This window comes from Stenotrophomonas geniculata ATCC 19374 = JCM 13324, assembly GCF_001431625.1.
GTDB classification, from domain to species: Bacteria; Pseudomonadota; Gammaproteobacteria; order Xanthomonadales; family Xanthomonadaceae; genus Stenotrophomonas; species Stenotrophomonas geniculata.
Map to the genome: position 1 here is coordinate 22,623 of NZ_LLXT01000081.1, position 22,971 is coordinate 45,593.

General features: G+C 62.3%; 24 protein-coding genes. 13 read left to right on the top strand and 11 right to left on the bottom strand.

What is annotated here, in order from left to right; all coding sequences use genetic code 11:
* Window positions 1-302 precede the first annotated feature (302 nt).
* The 4 genes from ARC63_RS04525 to ARC63_RS04545 are packed head-to-tail and all read left to right on the top strand — an operon-like array spanning window position 303 to window position 4,741.
* Window positions 303-1,502, top strand: coding sequence for a nucleotidyltransferase domain-containing protein (locus ARC63_RS04525; RefSeq protein WP_057502624.1), 1,200 nt, complete (start codon window positions 303-305; stop codon window positions 1,500-1,502).
* Window positions 1,499-3,217 (top strand): ThiF family adenylyltransferase, encoded by a 1,719-nt coding sequence (locus ARC63_RS22660; protein WP_082587813.1) that lies wholly within the window; start codon window positions 1,499-1,501, stop codon window positions 3,215-3,217. Before ARC63_RS04525 ends, ARC63_RS22660 begins: the two co-directional genes overlap by 4 nt.
* On the top strand, window positions 3,207-3,671 hold the full coding sequence (locus ARC63_RS04540; protein WP_057502627.1) for a Mov34/MPN/PAD-1 family protein: 465 nt from the start codon (window positions 3,207-3,209) through the stop codon (window positions 3,669-3,671). Before ARC63_RS22660 ends, ARC63_RS04540 begins: the two co-directional genes overlap by 11 nt.
* Window positions 3,668-4,741 carry an SAVED domain-containing protein gene (locus ARC63_RS04545; protein WP_057502628.1) on the top strand — a complete coding sequence of 358 codons (1,074 nt, stop codon included), beginning with the start codon at window positions 3,668-3,670 and terminating at the stop codon, window positions 4,739-4,741. Before ARC63_RS04540 ends, ARC63_RS04545 begins: the two co-directional genes overlap by 4 nt.
* 433 nt (window positions 4,742-5,174) lie before the next feature.
* Here ARC63_RS04545 and ARC63_RS04550 read toward each other — a convergent pair whose 3' ends face one another.
* Window positions 5,175-5,531: a hypothetical protein gene (locus ARC63_RS04550; RefSeq protein WP_057502629.1), complete on the bottom strand. Its 357-nt coding sequence runs from the start codon at window positions 5,529-5,531 to the stop codon at window positions 5,175-5,177.
* A gap of 533 nt (window positions 5,532-6,064) precedes the next feature.
* Complete coding sequence (locus ARC63_RS04555) at window positions 6,065-6,997, bottom strand: LysR family transcriptional regulator (RefSeq protein ID WP_057502630.1); 933 nt, start codon at window positions 6,995-6,997, stop codon at window positions 6,065-6,067.
* A gap of 97 nt (window positions 6,998-7,094) precedes the next feature.
* Here ARC63_RS04555 and ARC63_RS04560 point away from each other — a divergent pair, with 97 nt between their 5' ends.
* The 3 genes from ARC63_RS04560 to ARC63_RS04570 all read left to right on the top strand — a co-directional run bounded on the left by ARC63_RS04560 (window position 7,095) and on the right by ARC63_RS04570 (window position 9,329).
* A complete protein-coding gene (locus ARC63_RS04560; RefSeq protein WP_057502631.1) occupies window positions 7,095-7,934 on the top strand; it encodes a type 1 glutamine amidotransferase domain-containing protein in 840 nt (279 codons plus the stop codon).
* 98 nt (window positions 7,935-8,032) lie between these two features.
* Window positions 8,033-8,764, top strand: coding sequence for a hypothetical protein (locus tag ARC63_RS04565; RefSeq protein ID WP_057502632.1), 732 nt, complete (start codon window positions 8,033-8,035; stop codon window positions 8,762-8,764).
* 85 nt (window positions 8,765-8,849) lie between these two features.
* Window positions 8,850-9,329, top strand: a complete 480-nt coding sequence (locus tag ARC63_RS04570; RefSeq protein ID WP_231298578.1) for a hypothetical protein — start codon at window positions 8,850-8,852, stop codon at window positions 9,327-9,329.
* A gap of 89 nt (window positions 9,330-9,418) precedes the next feature.
* Here ARC63_RS04570 and ARC63_RS04575 read toward each other — a convergent pair whose 3' ends face one another.
* Window positions 9,419-12,604 (bottom strand): zeta toxin family protein, encoded by a 3,186-nt coding sequence (locus tag ARC63_RS04575; protein ID WP_057502634.1) that lies wholly within the window; start codon window positions 12,602-12,604, stop codon window positions 9,419-9,421.
* On the bottom strand, window positions 12,604-12,987 hold the full coding sequence (locus tag ARC63_RS04580) for a hypothetical protein (RefSeq protein ID WP_231298579.1): 384 nt from the start codon (window positions 12,985-12,987) through the stop codon (window positions 12,604-12,606). The genes ARC63_RS04575 and ARC63_RS04580 overlap by 1 nt, the downstream gene beginning before the upstream one ends.
* 684 nt (window positions 12,988-13,671) lie before the next feature.
* Between ARC63_RS04580 and ARC63_RS04585 the strand changes: the two genes are divergently transcribed.
* Window positions 13,672-14,151 (top strand): tetratricopeptide repeat protein, encoded by a 480-nt coding sequence (locus ARC63_RS04585; RefSeq protein ID WP_057502635.1) that lies wholly within the window; start codon window positions 13,672-13,674, stop codon window positions 14,149-14,151.
* 61 nt (window positions 14,152-14,212) lie between these two features.
* Window positions 14,213-14,995 carry a 3-hydroxybutyrate dehydrogenase gene (locus ARC63_RS04590; protein ID WP_057502636.1) on the top strand — a complete coding sequence of 261 codons (783 nt, stop codon included), beginning with the start codon at window positions 14,213-14,215 and terminating at the stop codon, window positions 14,993-14,995.
* On the opposite strand, the gene ARC63_RS04595 is transcribed toward ARC63_RS04590, so the two are convergent.
* From ARC63_RS04595 to ARC63_RS04620, 6 genes are all read right to left on the bottom strand, one after another.
* Entirely contained in the window at window positions 14,992-15,363 is a 372-nt protein-coding gene (locus tag ARC63_RS04595) for a DUF4180 domain-containing protein (protein ID WP_057502637.1), read from the bottom strand. The genes ARC63_RS04590 and ARC63_RS04595 overlap by 4 nt on opposite strands.
* A complete protein-coding gene (locus tag ARC63_RS04600; protein WP_057502638.1) occupies window positions 15,356-16,222 on the bottom strand; it encodes an alpha/beta fold hydrolase in 867 nt (288 codons plus the stop codon). The genes ARC63_RS04595 and ARC63_RS04600 overlap by 8 nt, the downstream gene beginning before the upstream one ends.
* On the bottom strand, window positions 16,219-16,638 hold the full coding sequence (locus ARC63_RS04605) for a helix-turn-helix domain-containing protein (RefSeq protein ID WP_057502639.1): 420 nt from the start codon (window positions 16,636-16,638) through the stop codon (window positions 16,219-16,221). Before ARC63_RS04605 ends, ARC63_RS04600 begins: the two co-directional genes overlap by 4 nt.
* A gap of 134 nt (window positions 16,639-16,772) precedes the next feature.
* Window positions 16,773-17,231 (bottom strand): SRPBCC family protein, encoded by a 459-nt coding sequence (locus tag ARC63_RS04610; protein ID WP_057502640.1) that lies wholly within the window; start codon window positions 17,229-17,231, stop codon window positions 16,773-16,775.
* Window positions 17,232-17,233: 2 nt separating this feature from the next.
* Entirely contained in the window at window positions 17,234-17,548 is a 315-nt protein-coding gene (locus ARC63_RS04615) for an ArsR/SmtB family transcription factor (protein WP_049410880.1), read from the bottom strand.
* 11 nt (window positions 17,549-17,559) lie between these two features.
* A complete protein-coding gene (locus ARC63_RS04620) occupies window positions 17,560-18,015 on the bottom strand; it encodes an SRPBCC family protein (RefSeq protein ID WP_057502641.1) in 456 nt (151 codons plus the stop codon).
* 163 nt (window positions 18,016-18,178) lie between these two features.
* Between ARC63_RS04620 and ARC63_RS04625 the strand changes: the two genes are divergently transcribed.
* The 4 genes from ARC63_RS04625 to ARC63_RS04640 all read left to right on the top strand — a co-directional run bounded on the left by ARC63_RS04625 (window position 18,179) and on the right by ARC63_RS04640 (window position 21,874).
* Window positions 18,179-18,703, top strand: coding sequence for a GNAT family N-acetyltransferase (locus tag ARC63_RS04625; RefSeq protein WP_010484639.1), 525 nt, complete (start codon window positions 18,179-18,181; stop codon window positions 18,701-18,703).
* A 141-nt stretch (window positions 18,704-18,844) separates the two neighbouring features.
* Entirely contained in the window at window positions 18,845-20,614 is a 1,770-nt protein-coding gene (locus ARC63_RS04630; protein WP_057502642.1) for an oleate hydratase, read from the top strand.
* Window positions 20,615-20,700: 86 nt separating this feature from the next.
* Window positions 20,701-21,288 (top strand): TetR/AcrR family transcriptional regulator, encoded by a 588-nt coding sequence (locus ARC63_RS04635; RefSeq protein WP_057502643.1) that lies wholly within the window; start codon window positions 20,701-20,703, stop codon window positions 21,286-21,288.
* Window positions 21,289-21,379: 91 nt separating this feature from the next.
* A complete protein-coding gene (locus ARC63_RS04640; RefSeq protein ID WP_057502644.1) occupies window positions 21,380-21,874 on the top strand; it encodes a hypothetical protein in 495 nt (164 codons plus the stop codon).
* 34 nt (window positions 21,875-21,908) lie between these two features.
* Here the strand turns inward: ARC63_RS04640 and ARC63_RS04645 are convergent, their stop codons facing one another.
* Window positions 21,909-22,910, bottom strand: a complete 1,002-nt coding sequence (locus ARC63_RS04645) for a helix-turn-helix domain-containing protein (protein WP_057502645.1) — start codon at window positions 22,908-22,910, stop codon at window positions 21,909-21,911.
* Between the last annotated feature and the right edge of the window lie 61 nt (window positions 22,911-22,971).

A 22,971-nucleotide genomic window follows, 5' to 3' on the forward strand; every position in this document is an offset into this window, starting at 1 on the left:
TCCCATGCTGGATATTCGCCTGGACGCCACCGAGTCCGTCAAAGACATAACTTATGGTGGACGTATCGATTCTCTTGACCTGGACGTGAATAGCACTCCTGCCATTCTTGAGTGCGGGCATTTCATTGTGAGGTCGTCGCCAGCCAATGGCTCCGCTGTCTCGATTGCCCCCCCCCCGAGTGAATGGGTGGGAGCAGGCCCCTGTCCCAAGTAAGACGCGAGTCTAGCGGGGCACTATCGCGATACCGACGCCAATGGCATATTAATGTTAGAGACAGGCAGAATTCAGGGAATAGAGGTCCATGCCGACAAAAACCGCCGAAGACTTTCTGGCCGCGCTTGCGGATGAGCTTGCAATCAGCGAGTCACGTTACGAACAGGCCCGCCGTAGCTATGCGTCACTAGGGGACTGGCTTCACCGGCCAGAGTCCTCAGTCCTCGAATACGATCCCCAGGTCTATGTGCAAGGATCATTTCGGCTGGGGACGGCAATCCGTCCTTTGAATGATGACGAAGAATATGACGTTGACTCGGTGTGCGTGCTTCGGTTCCTCGGAACGAGAAGCTTGACCCAGGCACAGCTGAAGGAGCTTGTGGGGAACGAAGTAAAGGCGTACCGCAAAGCTCAGAACATGGTGAAGCCTGTTCGAGAGGGACGGCGCTGCTGGGTGTTGGACTATGCAGATGGTGCACAGTTCCACATGGATATCGTGCCTGCTGTACCAAATGCTGAGCGGCAGCGGATCTTGCTTGAAGCTCGAAGTCTAGACCTGAAATGGTCGGAGACGGCAATGGTTATTACGGATCTTGAGTCCCCCGTCTACCATGTGCTTTCCGATGATTGGCAACGTTCCAACCCGAAGGGCTACGCCGAATGGTTCAAGGGCAGAATGGGGGAAGTGTTCGAACGCCGTAAGCGCGCATTGGCGGAGTCGATCAAGGCCAGCGTAGAAGACATTCCTGACTACAAGGTAAGAACACCTCTTCAATCTGCCATCATGATCTTGAAGCGCCATCGTGACGGCATGTTCGAGGGACGGTATGACGAACGCCCAATCTCGGTCATCATCACGACACTGGCCGCTCATGCGTATAACGGCGAGGAAAAGATTGCTGATGCCCTGTATGCAATTCTCTCGCGGATGCATGAGTTCATCGAACATGATGGGTCTCACTGCATTATTCGAAACCCCTCCGATCCTCTTGAAAACTTTGCGGACAAGTGGCCTATTCATCCGGAGCGGGAGGCCGCGTTCTTCGAGTGGTTGAGGCAAGCACGTCAAGATTTCGGGAAGCTGGCAGAGCAGGTTGAGCGCCGTCGCCTGATCGAGAGTGTCCAACCCCGTATGGGGGCTGCCGTCGAGAGGGCAGCCACGCGACTCGGCCCTCTGCCTGGGAGCATGCTGAGCCCTGCATCAGCCGCCGCCGCAATCGCAGCAGCCAGTGCCCCAGCATTTCCGAACACTCGGCGGGAACCTACTTCTCCCAGGGGGTTTGCTTGATCTGGTGGGCGGAGCAACCACGAAGAGCGCAGTCGGAGCGAGCTGCAATATCGGAACTGACAGATGAACATGACTGGCTCCAAGCTGTGGCCTGGAGGCTGACCGGGGAGTTACAGATTGCCGTCGATTTCGAATTGGTAGTGAATGATAAGGTCATTCCTCTGACACTGGACTTTCCGGAGTTCTTTCCGGATGTGGTGCCGTCGGTTGTGTCCCGCGAAAAGGAACGTCTGTCCGGCCATCAGTACGGTCCATCAGGTGAGCTGTGCTTGGAGTACCGCACTGACAACTGGATGCCAGAGATCACTGGTGCCATGATGATCGAAAGTGCTTATCGCCTGCTCTCATCCGAACAGGAAACGGGTGAGCACGCACCATCAGATCACAGAGTCCTCCCTGCGCAGCGAGCAAGACACTCCAAATTCCGCTTCCTCTGTTCCAGAGGCATGTGGGCTGGCCTTTTTTTTGTTGAAGAGGGGCATGCAGTCGATGCTGAGCTGCAGGAGCACCATCTCGCCGGTGTATACGCAGCTCAGCTTTCACGAATAGGTCCTGCTGAGGACCCCATTTGGCAAGAGCCCAATAGGCGTGGCTATGGTGCTACTTCATTGAAGGCAAAGGTAGTCCGCTTGCCTGATGGGGAGGCGGTCAAATGTCGGGCATTCGAAGACCTTGCAGCACTGCTGGAACAGCTTGGGTTGGGAGAGTTGGCGGCTGAGCTGAGTCAAGCGCCGAGCGAGACCGAAGTAATTATCTTCGACGGGCAAAGCATTCAAGCGCTGATGATATTGGGCCAGGCTGGAGCGAAGAAACTCATCAACTACGATTTGGTGCTTGCTGAGCTTGATGGCGTTCGTCTTGATCCCGCATACGTCAACCTTCGGTCTGCCAAAGTTGCGATTGTTGGCTGCGGGTCTGTAGGTTCCAAGGTGGCTGTGCAGCTTGCCAGAGCTGGTATCGGCAAGTTTGTGCTGGTGGATGGTGACATTCTGGCCGCAGGTAATCTGGTTCGTAATGAACTCGACTGGCGTGCCGTGGGGATGCACAAATCGCAGGCGTTGGCAGCTCGCGTGAACGAGGTAAATGCCGATTGTGAAGTCCTCACTCGCACGACCGTACTAGGCGGACAAGAGAGCGGAGGGTCAACAGCTACCACGCTGGAATACATCGCAGAATGTGATGTGATTATTGATGCAACTGCCGACCCTGCGGTCTTTAACCTGTGTTCGGCCATTGCACGGAGAGCCAAAAAGTCATTGTGCTGGGCGCAGGTGTTTGGTGGCGGGGTTGGCGGCATAGTTGTTCGGTTGCGTCCAGAAGTTGATCCCACGCCTTTGGAGGCCCGTAGACGCATTGAGGCGTGGTACGCCGATCAGGGCGTAAATTGGCCTGATCAACCTGCCTCCCAGCCTTATTCCGGGGGCGACGAATCCGGAGCGCCGCTGATAGCCGACGATGCAGATGTAACTGTGATTGCTGCGCACCTGTCTCGCTTTGCAACTGACCTGATTGCTCGTCCCGAAGCCACGATCTTCCCATACTCCGCCTATTTGATTGGCCTGTCCGAAAGATGGCTTTTTTCGGCGCCATTTGATGTGAGGCCGATCGATCTTGGCCCAACCGATAGTTGGGGTACTGAGGCGCAAGATGGCGACGCTGAGGCTTTCAAGCAATTCGTCGCGGACCTTCTGCCAAAGGCCAACAATGCAGGTTGAATTTACGGATAACGTCAAAGAGAAGTTGCGCAAGGCGCTCAGAGCGGCGGGCAGCCGAGAGATTGGCGGTGTGCTGATGGGGGAGCAGATCGAGCCCGGCCATTTCCGAATCGTTGACTTGTCGCTTGATAGCCAGACGGGAGGGAAAGCGCATTTCGTTCGAAGCTCGGAAGCCCATGCCGAGGCTTTGAATGCGTTCTTCCGTGAAACGGGGGACCAGTATGACCGTTTCAACTACTTGGGGGAGTGGCACTCGCACCCTCGATTTCCGGTCACACCCAGCACTCAGGATGTTGAGTCTATGGTCGGTCTTGTCAACGGTGAACGTGGAATCGACTTTGCGGTTCTGCTGATCGTTCGGCTGCATTGGTGGCGGAAGATCGCATGCTCTTGCACCTTGTTCCGCCGCCACTTTAGCCCATCACCGGTTGTCATTCTGGAGGATAGACATTGATAAATTACTTCATCAAATCACTCATTGATTGGGTCTTCAGACGGCGCTCGCCGGGCGTCACACTCATTCGAGCGGGCGTTCCGCTCTTTGGTCTCGTGCTCGTAGGGTTGACATTCGGCATTACGATTCCAACTTCCCAAGGGCCGTTCACCTTTAGCTGGGACAGCTCTGGAAGTTCCGGTGCGTTGAGCTGGGGTGTGTTCGCGATAACTTGTGTGGTTGTATTGCTGGGTGTAGGGCTGGTTGTTCGTGATATCCGTCGAGAGAGCCGTAAGAAGGTCATCGTGATCGAGGCCAGAGGGTTGAGGGATTGGCAAGGTCAACCTCTGGCTGCAGCCGTCCCCTCATCAATACTTGGTCACCGTGAGCAGGTGATCGTCGATGTAAGGCAAGGAGTTGTAGACGGTCAGATTGTGAGCCCAGAGGCCGCAGTTCGCCGAATCTCCAGCCTGCCTGATGACATAGCACGACGTTGCGGTGGACTGGACCGATCCGATCTATCGTTTGTGCTCGGTGGGCTTGCGCCGGTGCCGTTGCTTTTTCTCCTGGGAGTGATCGTTGATGATGAGTCAAACACGGTCATCATGGACTGGGATCGGCAAATGCGTGCCTGGCGTGGGTTGAGCGCTGGTGAGGATGACGGCAATCGTTTTGTGGTGGCAGGCCTGGATACTTTGCAAGCAGGTGCCACCCGCGTGGCGCTATGCGTGTCCGCTTCGTACGATGTTCTTGATGTTGATGTGCAGACCGCTGAAGCGGGAACGCCTGTCATCCGGATGGATCTGGAGGGGCGTGGTACCGACACGCACTGGTCCGAGTTGAAACAACAACAACTCGCTCAGCAGTTCCTCGATACAGTGATGTCTTTGGCTCGAAACGGCATTACAGACATAACTCTCTTTCTGGCTGCCCCGGCAAGCCTGGCTTTGCGGTTGGGCATGCTCTATGACAAGCGGAACCTTCCTCGCGTGGAGGTCAATCAGTACGAACAGGCCAATCCCAAACGATTCCCTTGGATGGTACGTATGCCTGTAGCTGGGGTGCCCCAAGCTGAAGTCATGCATCGATGATGTGATTGTAGTTCTTGGGGATGCCTGGAAGTGCACTGATGCTAAGTATGGATTGCGGGCAATGAATGCATTGTCCGTGATCTCTATCAACTTAATGGTGGCCACATATGCTTCTTTAGGATCTTTGCTGACATGGCTACTTGATCTTGCCAGCAAGGCTGCTGCTGGCAAAGAATTCGGGAGAGGCGTCACGCAGACTGACAGCAGAATGTAGATGACTCCTGCTAGTAGTGCTGTAGGAACCAAGCAGCCCTTGGTCAGGTGATAGATAGGTCGGCTATCTGATGGCGTCGAAGCGACGAATGTCCCGTCGGAATTGCTCCCTGCCAGCCCCACTAAAGCTGCCGTGGTGAACCACTTTGTGGTCATTGCACAGCCGCCTTGGGCAATAACTCTTAGCAGGCCTGATTCGGTGGTATTCGTAGCAAACTAGCTATTGTGGCCTCACCTCCTGACAAGCCCACTCAGCCAACCCCCGGCAAGCTAGGAACAACCCATCAACAACGCCCTCATCCAGATGCCGCTCCGGCTCCGCTGCCACCCGGCAACGGTCAGCCGAGTGCAGCACCTCCAGCACCGTCAGCAGCCCCACCAACGCGCGCTCGGTTCTCGCCAAGCTCACACGGCGGCCGGGCGAGACGTCGGCCTCCGGCCAGGGCAGACCATCGGCACCCTCGCAGCCGCGCATGCGCTTGAGGATGCCGAGCAGGGAGTTCAGGTCGGGCAGGGGAGTGTCGTCGTTGATGGGTTCAACAACGGTGTACGAGGAGAAGGTGTCGGATTCGTTCATGGCGTCGGCTTCCGTGGCTGTGCTTAACAGCGCCACCGCGAAGGGTGGCGGACGATGCGTGGCTGCAAACCGGAAGAAGCGATGTCATAAGACCGGCGGGCCCGAGGGCCCCCACGCACCGCCCGCCATACAGGCCGACGGATTGCCCGCCGGCACCGGTTAAGGACGGTGCCGACGGGCAAGCGCAAACTACAGACATCGCTTTCTTCGGGTTTGCAGACCCGGCCACCCCTTGTCGGTGGCGCGCCATGGTGTTTACGCCGCCGCTTCGAATGCCAATAGAAATTCGCGAAGGAATCGCGGAATTCAAGAGCGAAGAACTATTGTTGCACGCACCATTCGTGCAGCACGCGACGCCAGCAGACGCATTCGCGCATCTGCTCTGCTGATAGCGAATCAAAGTGGCGCAATCGCCCACGCCACAAGCGAATAGCGCGACAGCCTTCTTTACAACAGTTCTTAGTCCGCACCGACTGGCAACAGAGCCCGATAAGCCGCACACCCCGAAAAGCGGTTCAAACCCGACACCACTATCAAGCCTCGCAGCTTCGACCTGCGCGATCCTCAGCCGCATTCCCCACCAGCAACTCAATCATCGCCCGCGCCGCCCCCGACTGCCGCCGATGCGGCGCATAGATCACCGAGAACGGCCGCGATCGCCCACCCAACTGCGGCAACACCTCCACCAGCTGCCCGCGCCGCATCCGCTCGCGCACGATGAACGCATAGCTCTGGCAGATACCAATGCCCTGTTCGGCCAGCGACACCACGCCCAGCACATCGTCGGAGGTCTCGATGGACGAGCGCGGCAGCCAATCCACGTCGCGCCCGCCGTCGCGGAAGATCCACGGCGCCAGCCGCCCGGTACGTGGCATCACGAAGGGCAGGCACAGGTGCTGCTGCAGGTCGTCCAGTGTCTGTGGCGTGCCACGGCGTTGCAGGTAGCCCGGCGCGGCCACCAGCAGCAACGGGGCGTCTTCCAGCTTCCGCCCCACCAGCCCGCTGTCCGGCAGCTGGCCCAAGCGGATGGCCAGGTCGAAGCCTTCGGCCACCAGGTCCACGTTTCGGTTGGTGATGTTCAATTCCACCTGCACCTGCGGGTACTGCTGCGCAAAGCGCGCCAGCACGGGCGGCAGCCGGTAGTGGCCATAGGTGGTGGGCACGCTCAGGCGCACGCGGCCGGCCAGCGCGCCGTCCTGGGCCAGTACATCGCGCTCGGCGTCGTCCAGCAGGCCGAAGGCGGTGCGCACCTGTTCCAGGTAGAGCCGCCCGGCGTCGGTCAGGCCCACGCGGCGGGTGGTCCGCTGCAGCAGCTGCCGGCCCAACCGCGCTTCCAGGCGCGTGACCGCGCGGCTCAATACCGACGGCGTGGTGGACAGCGCCACCGCGCCCGCCGTGAACGAGCCGTGCTCGACCACCGCCAGGAACACCTCCACATCGCCCAGGTAGTCGAACTTGCGGCTCATTTGGCTCTCCGGGGAACAGATGTTTTGCGATGGGGCCAATTTATCGCCGCTGCGGCGATGAATAAAGTGGCGGCCATTCCCCGATAGGAGCTACCCCATGAACCTGATGCCCCGGCTGGCCGCAGCGCTGGCCCTGACCCTGGCCGCAACCGGCGCCCATGCCGCCAACGTGCTGGTGGTGCTGTCCGATGAAAACCACCTGGACCTGAAGGACGGCAAGGTGCTTTCCACCGGCTTCTATCTCAACGAGTTGATGCAGCCGGTCAAGCTGCTGCTGGACGCGGGCCACGAGGTGACCTTCGCCACGCCGCAGGGGCGCGCGCCGACGGTGGATGCGTCCTCGGTGACGGCAGCGTACTTCGGCAACGATGCCGCGCAGCTGAAACTGCACAAGGACCTGCTGGAGAAACTGGCGCTGACCTCGCCGACGGCCTCGCCGGTGGTCAGCCTGGCGCGCATCGAGCAGCAGGGCTACGCGCGGTTCGATGCGGTCTACATTCCCGGTGGCCACGCGCCGATGCAGGACCTGCTGAAGAGCCCGGCGCTGGGCCGGCTGCTGGCCGACTTCCACCAGCGCAACAAGACCACCGCGCTGGTCTGCCACGGGCCGATCGCGCTGCTGTCCACGCTGCCGGATGCTGCGGGTTTTGTAGCGAAGCTGGAAGCGGGTGCGATGCCGGCCACGCCGAAGTGGATCTACAGCGGCTACCAGATGACGGTGATCAGCAACCAGGAGGAAGAGCAGGCCAAGCCGCTGTTGGGCGGCGGCGAGATGAAGTTCTACCCGCAGACGGCGTTGCAGCGGGCGGGGGCGACGTTCAGCAGCAACGCGACGCCGTGGACCGGGCATGTGGTGGTGGACCGCGAGCTGATTACCGGTCAGAACCCGGCGTCGGCGCTGGAGGTGGGGCAGCGGCTGGTGGAGCGGTTGAAGTAGGGCGGGGCCTGCATCGCATGCGGTGCCGTGGCACCATGGCGGACTGGCCTCGTCCTTCCGGGCGGGGCCGGTTTTCCACGGAAGCTCTAGAACACGACATGCGAACGTCTTTTTTCATTCTCTCCGCCTTGTGCCTTGGCCTGCTGTCCGGCTGTGCCAGTGGCCCGGAAGAGCACGCCTCAAGCCGCGAGATCACCAGTGCGTTCGTGGCCGACGACGGCCAGCTGTACCTGCTGCCGCGCTATGACGAGCCGATGCGTTTCAATGCCGCGCCGTTCCGCGAGTACCGGGCGCTGATGGACAGCCCGCTGCGCGAGGCGGTGGCCTGCGCGCAGATGTACTTCCATGAGGATTGGCGCGACCCGGCCAACAAGGCCAAGGTGCACGGCAGCTATGCGCTGCTGCTGCGGCCGGAGCAGGTGACGGCGCAGCAGGCCGCGCAGTTCAAGCTGGAGCGGATTGAGGTCACCCCGCGTGAGGCCAAGGCCGTGGAGGAGCGGGCGCGCTATTACCTGCCGATGGACCGGACCCGTTATGCGCTGGCGTTTGACCGGGCCTGCAATCTTTCCAGGAAGGGCGGCAGCTATTACAGCGCGCTGTTCGAGGGCGACGGCGAGCGGGTGAAGCTGCCCGATGCTGCGGCACTGGCAGAGAAGGGGAAGCTGGCACAGCCGATCAATGCGCGGGCGCAGCGGATCCTGCCGGAGAGGGAGGACAAGCCGGGTGTGGGTTCGGCGGCGGGCAAGGTGCTCGGCGCGGCGCTGATTCCTGTGGCGGTTCCGGTGTTTGTGTTGAGCCTGCCGTTCCTGGGGCCGGATCATTGGAAGTGATGGGGCGTTGAAGCCAGAGCATCCACGCGTGGCGTGGATCTAGTCGGGCCTTGCAAGTGCCTGAACGTTCATCCTGGAGATCTGTGTGCCCAGCACGCTGGAAACTGCTTTGAAGACCGTAGGTTTCATTGTCCTTGCGGCGCTTCCGTTGGTGATCCTCTGGTTTACCCTTCGGCGAATGTCGGCAACTGCTCGCTCGTCCGTGAAATCGGGGCTGCGTTTGGATCCTCCTCGCCAGATCTCCGGAACATCCATGACCTTGGTGATGGTGGATGGCAAAGAGGATCGCGAGCACTACTTCTTTGATGCGGAGTCCTTCTACCTGCGGCGTGGGCCGGTGCCTACGGCGGTTCCGCTTTCGCAGATCACCTCAGTCACACGAACGTCCGACGTCATCTATTCGCGCTATGTCTGGCAGGTATGCTTCAGCAGAGCATCGGGTAGAAAGTGCGTGACGTTCACCAACAATCTGTCGCTGTTCAACCGCGACTTCCTGCTTTTCCTGGAGGCGGTGCGGAAGGCCAATCCACTGGCGACCGTTGATCGAGCGGGTCTGTTCTTCTGATTGCGCGGCGATATCAATAGCGCCGATTGGCAAACAGAGGGACCAGGAGGGCGGGTTGTTGTGAATGATTTCGCGCGTGTCTTACACACTCAGCCCATGCTGGCGGCACGGATCTGGATATCCTGCTGCACGCGCTGATCTTCCAACTGCTGTTCGAGTTGATTGGCGATGGCGCGCTGCTGCGCTTCGCGGCTGACGGCGTCGAACTGCTGCATGGATTCTTCGACTGAGGTCTGTGCGGCCAGTTCGGTCGGCATCGCAGCGCGCTGGTGTGCGGGGTCGCTGGGCTCGCCCTGTACGACGAACAGAGTATGACCGGCGGGTTTGTCCGCGGTGGCGTTGCTCAGCAGTACGTGGTCCACGCGATCCAGGTCGTTGTCCTTGGCGAGCACCAGCAAGCTGGCAGTCATGCGCTCGCTGGCTTCGTCGAACGTGCGGCCGTGCTTTGCATCTAATGTGGCTACGCCTGTGCGCACCTGCTGGTAGAGGGCGTGATCGGGATGCTCAGGCTGGGTAGGCAGCAGGGGGGCGGGCGGCGCTTCGGGCTCTTGCTGGGCCGTTGCGCTTGAGGGTGGTGCCGCCAGTGCTTCCACGGGTGGTGGCGCGTAAGGAGGCTCGTGCTCTGAGACCCTGGGCGCAGCGGCCTCGGCTGCTGCGAGGGGGGCTGGAACGTCTGGCTCAAGTTGGACTGGCGCTGGTGTTGCTTCGGCTTCGTGGAGACGAGCAGTAGCCGGGGCGGCGTCAGCCACTTCGGCCTGGATTGACGGGGCCAGAGAGTGGGTCTGAGTCGCAACGGGCTCCTGCGCAGGAGCGGGGTGTCCGACATCCGACGTAGGTAATGCACTCACTTCTGGCTGTGCGGGAGATCGCTCAGCGGAGGGAATGCCGGGTGACGGCACAGGGGCTGCCGGCATCGGGTGCGCAGGAGGATTTGCCTCGGTATGCGCTTGCCGCTCGCTTGACTCATCCGGTGCAGGTTGCGTTGCAGCGGCCGCGATCGGCTCCCGTCGTGGTGCTTCGCGGCGAGCCGGTTCCTGCACGGATTCCACACGATCCGAAGGCGTCGGCGCTGCAGGCGCAGGAGCGCGATGCTCCTGTACCAAGGGTGATGTGTTGGGCGACAGTGCAGCGCGTTCAACGCTGTGCGCATCGATCACGGCTTGTGGCGTCAGCCGTTCTTCGGCGTGCTCGCCGCGAACCTCAGCCACGGCAGCGGCGGCAACCTGCTGCGCTTGCGGTGCAGCGACACCCAGTCGATTGGCTTCCTGCATGGCCTGGTCGCGGGCTTCGCGTTCGTTGACGGTCAGTGCCTCGATACTGCGTTCGTGGGCGCCGGGTACCGGCGCCTCCATCTGTTGGATGGCGCGGATCTGCGGATAGGTTCGGTTCAACTCGTCGCGGATGTTGCCCTCGGCCAGCGAGTCGTAGATCCAGCCGTCATGCAGCCATTCGCCGTCGCCCTGTTGCTGATAGGTGCGTCCATCGGATGCCAGTACGTGATCGGGATGGTCTTGGGCCCAGATCACTTCATCCGGAATCGGTCCGTACTGGGACCAGCCTTGGGCGGTGTAGGCCTGCTCGTACTGCTTGGCAAAGGCCGCCGAGCTACGGGCGGCGTTGAAGGCCATGATGCCCTGTGCGGCGTCATCAAGCTGGGCAGCCTTGGTGGCGTCGGCTACTTCGACCGTGGTGTTCTTGATGCCGTGTTCGAGGACCTGATGGACGACCTCGCGCCGCCATTCGCCGGTTTCTGGATTGCGCTCCCAGGAGCGTGGCAGTGCGCTGGGCGTATCGCTGGCATCGCCGGCGATGCTGAAGGGATTGATCGGTTGATCCGGCGCGGACAGCCGCAGCCCGACGGCCCGGCTTGAGGCCTGGTAGTTCAGTTGCTGGGTCAATTCGGCGTCGGCCGTGAGCAGTGTAGTCGCGCCGTAGATCGGGCGATCGGCCAGGGTGCCGACGGTGCCGATGATCTCCCGCTCGCTGTGCGTCCAGCCCTTTTCGGGATGCGCCGGGTCAAACGTCCAGACCCTGCCGGTGCTGTCTGCCTGGTTGTTGATCTGGTACTTCTCGATCCAGTCGACGATCTCACCGCCACCCCAGGCGCCTAACCCGCCACCAATGATGCCGGTGACAATGGCGCCAGGGCCGGATTCGATGCCCAGCAGCGTACCGACCTTGGCGCCCACCACTGCGCCGGTCCAACCGCCGACGCTGCGTGCTCCGAAGTCCAGCAGCGCGGCTTCCGCGCCCGTCCGGTTGTCGCGTGCGTACAGGTCGGCGATCCTTGTTCCTTCCGTCGCGGCTTCAACGACCGTCGCTGCGGCGCCACCGATGACGGCGCCCCGCACCATGTTTGGACGCACGCGGATGGTGTGGTCGATGACGCGTGCTTCCTGGATGTTGGGTGTAATGCCTTCAACAACCTTGAGCGTTGCGCGCTCATCGAAAACGGCTGCCGCTGTTGGTGGACTGACCTTGTCGTTGAGGGGCAGGGTGTCCCCAAGCTCGGCGTGCCAGCGGCCTTGTGCGCGCCAGCCATCGCGCAATGATTGGGTGATTCGGGGGTCTTTCAGCCGAGCCTCACGTTCGGCTTCCAGCGCTGCGCCCGGTAGACGGGTATCGCTATGGCTGTCGTAGACCTGAGCGCCTTCGCGTCCGTAGAGTCGAATCTGGATGCCGGTCTCGGCATGAACCTTGTCCAGATTGCCGGGCAGGGCATCGTAAACGTGTTTGCGCACGTCTTCGGGGACGTAGCGGCCGAAACCGGCGCTATTCAAAGAGTCCGCAAAGCGCGCATCCACACCAAGTTCGCTTTCCAGCCGATGCGCGACGACGCCCCGAATCTCTACGTCGTAGCCTTTGGCCTGAAGGTCCTTGATCAGTGTGACCGCGCTATCACCGTTGCCGAGCGTGGCATCGAGGATGAGATTTCTACGCCCACCGATTGCTGCCGATCGCAGCTCTTTTGCCCATTGGCTGGCGTCTTCGTGGGTGTGGCCGGCCCAAGTGTATGGGTGCTGCTGACGCAGGCGTTCGACGTCCGGATGTGTATCGCGTAGATCGTCAGGATCGATGGGCACTACGTCATACCCCAAGTCGATCTTTGCCGCATCATTCAGTTTTCTCTTGCCAGCACCTGGTTGCCCGGCCAAGACGATGGCGCGCGGTACTTCATGATGGTTTGCGGAATTGAATCCACTCCGAGGGATGACGTGCCGCTCCAGGTATTCTGCATGAGTCGCGGGGGCAAGAACGGCACTGGGAGCTGGCATCAGTAGTGCTCTTTATGAGTTTCAAAGTAGGCCGCAAGATCACTGATGTTCAGCATCCCGCCGCCACCGCTTCGTGCCATGAACATCAGTTCGAGCTTCTCATTTGCCTGTGCAATGGCCTGCGGATTGCCTGACGTTTCGGCGGTGGCTAGTTCAGCTCGCGCTTCAGCGATAAAGCCACTGAGGTGGTCTTCCAATAGCCAGACTGCGGCCTCAAAAGGAGGGGTGGACTTTATCCTCCTGTCCTTCACCGAGTTGAGAGCCTTCTGCAGTCGTTCGATATACTCCGGATAGTCTTTGAGCATTTCCTGGAGCTTAGCCGGAACCGGGGGGGAGGATTGAGGCATGGTGGGTACCTGTTCAGCTGTCTGACGCGTTTTCATGAGTATCTGTACTTGTAATGGCGAGTTCAATGCCCCCTCAATAGCCAGCCGACTAACAGAAGCCGTCGCTAGTCGGGCCTTGAATGAAGCTCGAAGTACTTCCTGAGATCGCCAAGTCTGGCCATGCCAAAGTTGCTGGATCTCGCAAAGGACATGAGCCTTTCCTTTGTTTGAGACTGTGCGACTGCCTTGGGGGCGTCTGAAGCTTCGGCAATTGCTAGTTCAGCTCGCGCTTCGGCGACAAAGCTAGTGAGACAGTCCTCCATACTGCGGCCTCAAGGGGGGGCGTAACTCTGTCGCCTATGGCTCACTGAAATGAGAGCCTTCTGTAGCTGTTCGATGTGCTCCGGATAGTCCTTGAGCATTTCCTGGAGGTTCGCCGGGACAGGCGGAGGGGAAGCAAAAGCCATGACTATCACCCTTTCGGCAGATCCATGCGGATTCAAGGGTATCCGCACATTCCGTGGCGGGTCCAATGTCATTTGCGACATCGGGCGGAGTGCCTGAGCGGCCTCCGTCGGGCCATCCATGGGTGGATTGCGCTGACTATAGGGCCAACACCGATGGACGCGGAGGGTCTTCTGGGCACCCGGTCTTGTGGGTCTGGCGGGATGCCCTGGGATGGTGCTGGCATAATGCCAACGGGACGAAAGGATGCCCGCAAACAGGAAGGACGCCTGCGCCATGACGAACATGCCAACCCAGCTCACGACCGACTTCGATGCGGTGCTCGACCGTGGTGACATTGCCGAGGCGCGGCGGCTGTTGACTCCACAGCTTGCAAGCGGCTGTGCCGAAGCGTTGTTCCTCTCTTCTTCGATGCCCGTTGGGGAGGACGACGCACATGCCGAGGCGGACAGCTTCGCGACCCTCAAGCAGGCCGCAGAGAAGGGTTATATCCCGGCAATCCATGCGGTAGGACTGTGCCTGCTGACCGGCGACCGCGTCGAGCAGGACGTCATGCGGGCGGCCTCGTGTTTTGAGCGGGCATCGGAGGCCGGCTATCCGTCGGCCATGTTCGAGTTTGGCTTGGCGTTGTTCCATGGCAAGGGTGTTGCCAGGGACGTGCCGCGTGCGGTGGACCTGATTCGCGCTTCGGCGCAGGGTGGGAATGAGTACGCCAGGGAGTTCCTGTTGGCGTATTCGTTGGACGTGGGCACGTAGGAGGAGGGTGCGGAGGCCGGTAACGCTACACTGGCGGCCCACCCCCAATGGAAGCTCGCCCATGTTCAGTGGAAAGGTTGCGGTGGTCACCGGCTCCACCAGCGGTATCGGTCTTGGCATTGCGACTGCGCTGGCGCGGCAAGGTGCCGATGTCGTGCTGAATGGCTTCGGCGACGCGGCGGAAATCGAGCGCATTCGTTCGCGGCTGGAGGCCGAGTTCGGCGTGCGGGTAGCGCATGACGGCGCCGACTTGTCACGGGGCGAGGCGGTGCGCGGACTGATCGACCACGCCGTGGCGAAGATGGGCCGCATCGACATCCTGGTGAACAATGCCGGCATCCAGCACACCGCGTCGATCGAGGAATTCCCGGTCGAGAAGTGGGATGCAATCCTGGCGCTGAATCTGTCGGCGGTGTTCCATGCAACGGCGGCCGCCTTGCCTTACATGAAGGGGCAGGACGCCGGCCGCATCATCAACATCGCGTCGGTACACGGACTGGTGGGCTCGGCGAACAAGTCGGCCTATGTGGCGGCCAAGCATGGCGTGGTGGGCTTCACCAAGGTAACCGCACTGGAGAATGCGGGCACCGGCATCACCGCCAATGCCATCTGCCCGGGCTGGGTGCGAACGGCGCTGGTCGAGCAGCAGATCACCGCGTTGGCGGAGAAGGACGGCACAGATCAGGAATCTGCCGCCCGCGCGCTGCTGGCTGAAAAGCAGCCGTCGTTGCAGTTCGTGACGCCCGAGCAGCTGGGCGAAATGGTGGTGTTCCTGGCTTCGGACGCTGCGGCGCAGATCACTGGCACGGCGCTGCCGGTGGATGGGGGCTGGACGGCGCGCTAACTGGCCGAGGCCGACAGGCGAGTCTGCAGAGCATCCCAATCGGCCACGAAGCAGCCGTCGCGACCACGGTTGCACTCGGTGATCCACGCGTCCAGCGATTCGCTTTGTGCGCGGTAGTCGCTGACATCGCCCAGCACGGCAAAGTGCAGGCGGTAGTTCACCAGCATCTGCAGCCACTGACCGGCCATGCCGGAGCGAAGCTCGAAGAAGTCTGCCGAAAGGCGCTGCACCGGCACGGCAATCCACTCGGCCTGATGCCCAAGGGCGTCGCCGACCAGATCGCGCAGGCCGTTGGCATCGAGTGCGGGGCCCTGCGGCTCGATGCGCAGGAGGCGGGTGGTGCCGATGTGTTCAATGGAATCATTCATTCTGGAGGTTCTGCAGTTGACGCAGCCGGGCGAGGATGTCTTCGCGCAGGCCGGGGATGTAGTGATAGGCGTCTGCGAGCAGGGTGACGTCCGCCGTCGGGACGAGCCGCTTCATGCGTTCGGCGGCGGCAGGGGTGTCGATGAGGGCATCACGCGCGCCCATGACAAGGGCTGCCGGCGGATGCAACGCAGCCAGGCGCTCGTCGCTGATGCGGGGAATGCGCAGCGGACGTGGCCGAACCTCGGCACGGATCAATGCCAACAGGTCGAGCAGCGGCTGTGCACGTGCAGGTGCATGCAGTGGCGCGGGACCCATGACCGCGCGGCGCAGGTGCTCGCGTCCCCATCGGCCAAGCAGCAACAGTGGCAGCGCCTTGAGCAGGAATGCACGCTGGCGCCCGATACCCGAGGGGCTGACCAGGACCAGTGCGTTGACCCGGGCAGGCCTTCGCAGCGCGTAGCCCAGTGCCAGGAAGCCGCCGAACGACAGGCCCACGAATGCTGCGCTTTCCACGCCAAGTGCGTCGAGGACATCATCCAGCCATTGCGCATGCGCGTCGCTGTCCAGCGCAGGTTGCGTGCCTTCGCTGAGGCCCGGTTCGCCAATGATGTCGACGGCATGCACGCGGTAGTACTCGCTCCAACGTTCGGCATCGAACATCCAGCTGGCGGCATTGCTGAGGGTGCCATGCAGCAGCACCAGGGCAGGGCCGTGTTCCGGGCCGCAGCTGACCACAAATGTCGAACCGGCGCGGGTGGCGAGATGGTGCGATTCGTGGGGTACCGGCCAGCCCGAAAGCACCTGGCGATAGGCGGCAAGCACGTGCTGCGTGGGAATGCCGGGGCGCTGCCGCTTCATGCGCTGCGGTCCTGCAACAGGCGCTGCAGGCTGACCAGCAGCGCCGTGGAACCTGCCAGGCCACCGATCACGATCAGCTTGAGCACATCGTGCTCAGGCGAATAGATCGTCTCCATGCGCAGCGGCTCATCGTTGGCCTCGCGGCCGGTGACGCGCGCATGCAGGGCACGCACCAGGTCGGCGGCACGTGCCGCACCGCATCCGGGAATATCCACCACCGTGGTCAGTTGTGGGCGCGCAGCGGAGGGCTGACGCACGGTGCCGGTGAACACGTCGAGGTCTTCGGCGGTGATGCGATAGGACTTGCCGATGCGGGTCGCGCGCAGTTGGCCGCTACGGATATGCCGCAGGACGGTTTTGGGGTGCAGGCGGAGCTGCTGGGCAGCCTGATCGACGGTTAGCAACGCGAGGGACATAACGGAACTCGAGAACCATGTGCTCCCTATTGTTCCATGAAATGCAATGTGGGGGAGCGATTGGGGATTGTGCGGCGGCGGCGACAGCGGGCCATCTGCCCGGTGCCGCTCGCGCGGGCCAACCCTCCCGACGACTACGCCGGCTTCGCAAACACATCCAGCCCTTTGCCCGTCTCCAGCAGCGACTTAAGGCTCGACAGCACGATCGGCCAGCCCTGGCGGATGCCGGTATCCATGCCACTGCCGGGTTCAAGCTCGTCGTGGGTAACGGTCAGCCGCACCATGTCCTGGTAGGGCACGATGTCGAAGGTCACGCGGCTGTAAGCATCCGGGTTGTCGGCCTGCGAGGCGGCGGCCCAGGTGATGACCAGCCGCGAGGGCGGGGTGCTTTCCACCACCTCGCCGACCAGCTCAACCGAGCGCGTTTCGTTGGCGCGCACGTGCTGCCAGCGCGAGCCGGGCTTCCAGTCCGAGACGTTCTCATGGCCCCAGTAGCGGCTGGCGATCTCGGGGCGGGTGATGGCCTCGAACACCTTCTGTGGCGTGGAGGCGATATAGATCACGTGGATGAAGCGGGTGGTCTCTGCGGACATCGTCATTCTCCTTCCAGTTCTCGTTTCAGGTCATGCAGCAGGCTCAGGCGCTGCTGCTCGAACTTGCGTACCCAGCGCTCGTAGACTTCATGCAGCGGCACCGGGTTGATGAAGTGCAGCTTCTCGCGGCCTCGCCGCACGGTGCTGATCAGGTTCGCGTCTTCCAGCAGGCCCAGGTGCTGGGTGACCGATTGCCGGGCCATGTCCAGGTGCTCGCAGAGCTGGCCCAAGGTCTGGCCGTTGTTTTCGCAGAGCAGGTCCAGCAGCGTTCTGCGCGTGGGGTCGGCCAGGGCCTTGAACACCTTGTCTGCATTCATGCGGGGCGTCTTCAGTTCCAGTTGTCGATCCTGACGTCGTGCGGGTTGGGCTGGCCCTTGCCGGTTTCCAGCAGGGCTTTGAGGCTCAACAGGAACACCGCCCACTTGGTGCTGCAGTGGGAGGTGAACTCGACGCGTTCTTTCCAGCCTTCGTGGGTGAACAGCACGATGCAGTAGTCGCCTTCCTGTTTCAGTGCGAAACGCGCATGCGTGCCGATCCATTCGGCGGGACCGGCCAGGAACTTCCAGAGCACCAGCTCGCCGGGAATGAGCTGTTCCAGCAGCATTTCCATGGCGCCGATCTCTTGGCCGTTGTGGGTGAAACGGACCTTCACCGTGCCGCCGACGTTCCGGTCGCCGTGGGTGTCTTCAGCCCACCAGGCGGCGACGCCTTCGGGGGTGGCCAGGGCTTGATACACCTGGCTTGCGGGGGCCTTGATGCCGACCCGATGTGCGATATCCACCATTGCAGGTTCCTCGCGTGGGCGGGCAGGCGCCGCCGTCGAGTGGACTATATGCAGGTAAATGCCTGCATGTCAAATCCGGCCCACGGACGTCCGGCCCTGGTAGTGCCGGCCGCTGGCCGGCATCCTCGGTGCAGCCGATTGATGCGTTGAAAGGAGTACGTGCATGACTGAAGCTGGAAAGGACACCTTGACCATCCGCCGCGCCAGCGTGGCCGATGCCCCTGCTGTGCTGCGGCTCTTCGACGAGGTGATCGAATGGTTCGTGTCGATCGGTAATCTGCAGCAGTGGGGCAGCGAGCCGTGGTCGACGGTGCCGCGTCGAATCACCCAGGTGACTGATGCCTGCGCGCTGCCCGGCGCGTGGGTGGCGCAGAACGCACTGGGTGAGGTGCGTGCGTTCCTGGCGCTGGGTGAGGCGATGCCCTATGTACCGGCGCCCGATGGGCCAGAGCTGTACGTACGCGTGCTGGTGGCTTCGCGCGATGGCCGCGTGCGCGGCATTGGCCGCCGCTTGATGGCGTTTGCCGATGAGCAGGCGCGCGCTGCCGGACTCGACCATCTGCGCGTGGACTGCTACGGCGGTGGCAATGGGGATCTGGTGCGCTTCTATGAGTCCTGTGGCTACACACGCATCGCACCGTTCAACGTGGACGGTTGGCCTGGCATGCTGCTGGGCCGGCAGCTCTGACGCGGCTGCGTCATTCGGTCGCAGCGTGTGTGCAGGAAACGGTACATCGGTTCGGCGCTAGAGTAGGGCCATGACCTGCACGGGATGGCTGTGTCATCCCGCTGCGGGTTCCTGATGACCCCCTCCAGGAAGGAGCAGCGCATGTACTACAGCAGTGGCAACTACGAAGCCTTCGCGCGCCCGCGCAAGCCGGCCGGTGTCGATGGCAAGAGCGCCTGGTTTGTCGGTTCGGGCCTGGCCTCGCTGGCGGGCGCCGCGTTCCTGGTGCGCGATGGGCGCATGGCCGGTGAACGCATCACCATCCTTGAACAGCAGCAGATTGCCGGCGGCGCGCTGGATGGCCTGAAGGTACCGGAAAAGGGTTTCGTGATCCGTGGTGGCCGCGAGATGGAGAACCATTTCGAGTGCCTGTGGGACCTGTTCCGCTCGATCCCCTCGCTGGAGATCGATGACGCCAGCGTGCTGGACGAGTTCTACTGGTTGAACAAGGACGACCCGAACTATTCATTGCAGCGCGCCACCATCAATCGCGGCGAGGACGCGCACACCGATGGCCTGTTCACGCTGACCGAGCAGGCGCAGAAGGATATCATCGCGCTGTTCCTGGCCACCCGGCAGGAGATGGAGAACAAGCGCATCAACGAAGTGCTGGGCCGTGATTTCCTGGACAGCAATTTCTGGCTGTACTGGCGCACCATGTTCGCATTCGAGGAGTGGCATTCGGCGCTGGAGATGAAGCTGTACCTGCACCGCTTCATCCACCACATCGGCGGGCTGCCGGACTTCTCCGCACTGAAGTTCACCAAGTACAACCAGTACGAATCGCTGGTGCTGCCGCTGGTGAAGTGGCTGCAGGACCATGGCGTGGTGTTCCAGTACGGCACCGAGGTGACCGACGTCGACTTCGATCTGCAGCCGGGCCGCAAGCAGGCCACGCGCATCCACTGGATGCGTGATGGTGTAGCCGGTGGCGTGGATCTGGGCGCGGACGATCTTCTGTTCATGACCATCGGCTCGCTGACTGAGAACTCGGACAATGGCGACCACCACACTGCGGCACGCCTGAATGAAGGCCCGGCGCCGGCCTGGGACCTGTGGCGGCGCATTGCCGCGAAGGATGCAGCGTTCGGGCGCCCGGACGTGTTCGGCGCGCACATTCCGGAAACCAAGTGGGAATCGGCGACGGTGACCACGCTGGATGCGCGCATTCCGGCCTACATCCAGAAGATCGCCAAGCGCGATCCCTTCAGCGGCAAGGTGGTGACCGGCGGCATCGTCAGCGTGCGTGACTCGCGCTGGCTGATGAGCTGGACGGTGAACCGCCAGCCACATTTCAAGAACCAGCCCAAGGACCAGATCGTGGTCTGGGTGTATTCGCTGTTCGTGGATACGCCCGGCGACTACGTGAACAAGCCGATGCAGGACTGCACCGGCGAGGAGATCACCCGCGAGTGGCTCTACCACCTGGGCGTGCCGGTGGACGAGATCGACGAGCTGGCCGCGACCGGTGCGAAGACGGTACCGGTGATGATGCCGTACATCACCGCGTTCTTCATGCCGCGCCAGGCCGGTGATCGCCCTGACGTGGTGCCGGAAGGTGCGGTGAACTTCGCCTTCATCGGCCAGTTCGCCGAATCGAAGCAGCGCGACTGCATTTTCACCACCGAGTATTCGGTGCGTACGCCGATGGAAGCGGTGTACACGTTGCTGGATATCGAACGCGGCGTGCCGGAGGTGTTCAATTCCACCTACGACGTGCGCTCGCTGCTGGCCGCCGCCGGTCGTCTGCGCGATGGCAAGGAACTGGATATTCCCGGGCCTGCGTTCCTGCGCAACCTGCTGATGAACAAGCTGGACAAGACCCAGATCGGTGGCCTGCTGCGCGAGTTCAAGCTGGTACAGGAGGACTGAGCGGGGCGTGGGTAGCGCCGGGCCACGCCCGGCGAGTCCAACAGGGGGGAGTTGACAGCGCCTCAACCTACTAGTAGGTTGGCAGCATGAAAGAGTCGCTCTCGCCCAAGGCCCAGGAGATCCTGGCCCACGCCCGTTCGCTGCTGGAGGCCGGTGGCTACAACGGCTTCAGCTACGCCGACGTGTCGGCGCGGGTGAACATCAGCAAGGCCAGCATCCACCACCATTTCCCCAGCAAGGCGGATCTGGTGCGCACGGTGGTTGAGCTGTACCGGGCCGAGGCGCGTGAGGGCCTGGTGCTGCTGGACCGGCAGCTGGGCGACCCGTTGCAGGAGCTCAACGCCTATGTGGACTACTGGTCCAGTTGCATTGCTGGCGGCACGTCGTCGTTCTGTATCTGCGCGATGCTGGCCGCAGAGGCACCGATGATCCCAGCAGCGATAGCCGATGAAGTACGCGGGCATTTCGAGGATCTGAGCGGGTGGCTGACGGTGACGCTGGAGAAGGGCGCCGCGCAGGGCCAGTTGCGCCTGCAGGGCTCGGCGGCGGACGAGGCGAAGGCCTTCATGTCGTCGGTGCATGGCGCGATGCTGGCTGCGCGCGGTTTCGGCGATGCGGCGACGTTCGCGGCACTGGCGCGGTTGGCCATTGCGCGGGTGAGCGCGACTGCCTGACATGACTGTGGTGGGGCCCGCGGCGACGCGGGTCATTTTTTGAATCATGCAACTACCTACTAGTAGGTTTATTTAACTCTGGAGATGTTCCATGTCGCACTCTCTGTCCACGCTGGGCGTGTTCCATACCGTTGTCAGCCTGATCCCGGTTCTCAGCGGCCTGTATGCCTTCATTCGCCATCGCGCAATCGACCCTGCAACACGCTCGGGCAAGCTGTACCTGGCGGGACTGGTGCTGTCTGTCGCTACCTCATTCACCGTCTCCAGCACGGGCGGGATCAACCCGGGCCACGTATTCGGGGTGATCGTGCTGCTGGTGGCATTCGGCGGCGTGCTGGCCGCGCGGCTGCGCTGGCTGGGGCGCGCAGCGCGTTACCTGTCGACCTTCGCGCTGTCGTTCAGTTTCCTGTTGTCGCTGGTGCCCGGCGTCAATGAAACGCTGACCCGCTTGCCGGCAGCGCATCCGATTGCTGCGGCGCCGATGGCCCCGGTGGTGCTGCAGACGCTGCTGGGATTGGCTGTGGTGTTTGTGATGGGCTTTGCCGCGCAGTGCTGGCGGATCCATCGGCGCACCACCACGTTGTAAGCGATGCAGGCCCGCAGCACGAAGTACCGCAGAATCAGCAGCCCACCAGCCGATCTGCGCCAATCCCGCCGCGATGCTGGCTGCGGTACTCGGTAGGGCTCGCATCGACCTGACCCCGGAAGTGCCGACGGAACGATTCCTGTGAACCAAAGCCGGCCTGCTCGGCGACCCACTGCAGCGGCCGGTCGGTGGTTTCCAGCAGTTCGCGCGCGAAGGCCACGCGCTCGCGGATCAGCCAGTCGATCGGCGACAGGCCGGTGGCTTCCAGGAACTGCCGCTGCAGGGTGCGCTGGCTGAGTGCAGCCTGCTCGGCGAGACTGCCAAGGGAATGTGGCTCGCGCAGGTTGCGGCGCATCCATTCCATCAGCTTTGCCAAGCGCGTGGGCTCGCCATGGGGAATGGCCCGGCTGACGCGCTGGCTGCGGCCGGCGTCGCGCCACGGCGCCAGCACCAGCCGCTCGGCCACCAGGTTGGCTACACGCGCGCCGTAGTCCTTGCGCACCATGTGCAGCATCATGTCCATGCCGGTGGCCGAGCCGGCCGAGGTGATGATGCTGCCGGTATCCACATACAGCGCATCTTCGCGCACATCGATGCGTGGGAACTCACGTGCGAGCGCTTCGGTGAGGCGCCAATGGGTGGTGGCCTGGCGGCCATCGAGCAGCCCGGCCCAAGCCAGCACGAACGCACCGGAGCAGATCGAGGCGATGCGCGCGCCGCGTGCGTGGGCACGGTTGAGCGCATCGAGCAGTGCCTGCGGCGGGCGTTCGCTGGGTTCGCGCCAACCGGGGATGACGATGATGTCGGCGTCATCAACCGTGCTGAGATCGCAGGGCAGCTGCATCTGCGCATTGCCGAGCATGCGCAGTGCGCCGGGCTCGCCTGCGCATAGCTGGGTGCGGTACCAGGCCACGCCGAGCTCGGGCCTTATCGGCGCGAACAGGCCCACCGCACAGCCGAATTCGAACAGCCCCTGGCCGTGGCAGGCGACGATGGCAACGAGCGGCGCGGCGGGATCGGCGGGTGGGCTGGGCATGGCTTGATGCTACGGGGGGGTGTTTTTATACATATGTAGGCGCCGCCGGAGAGGGGAGTGG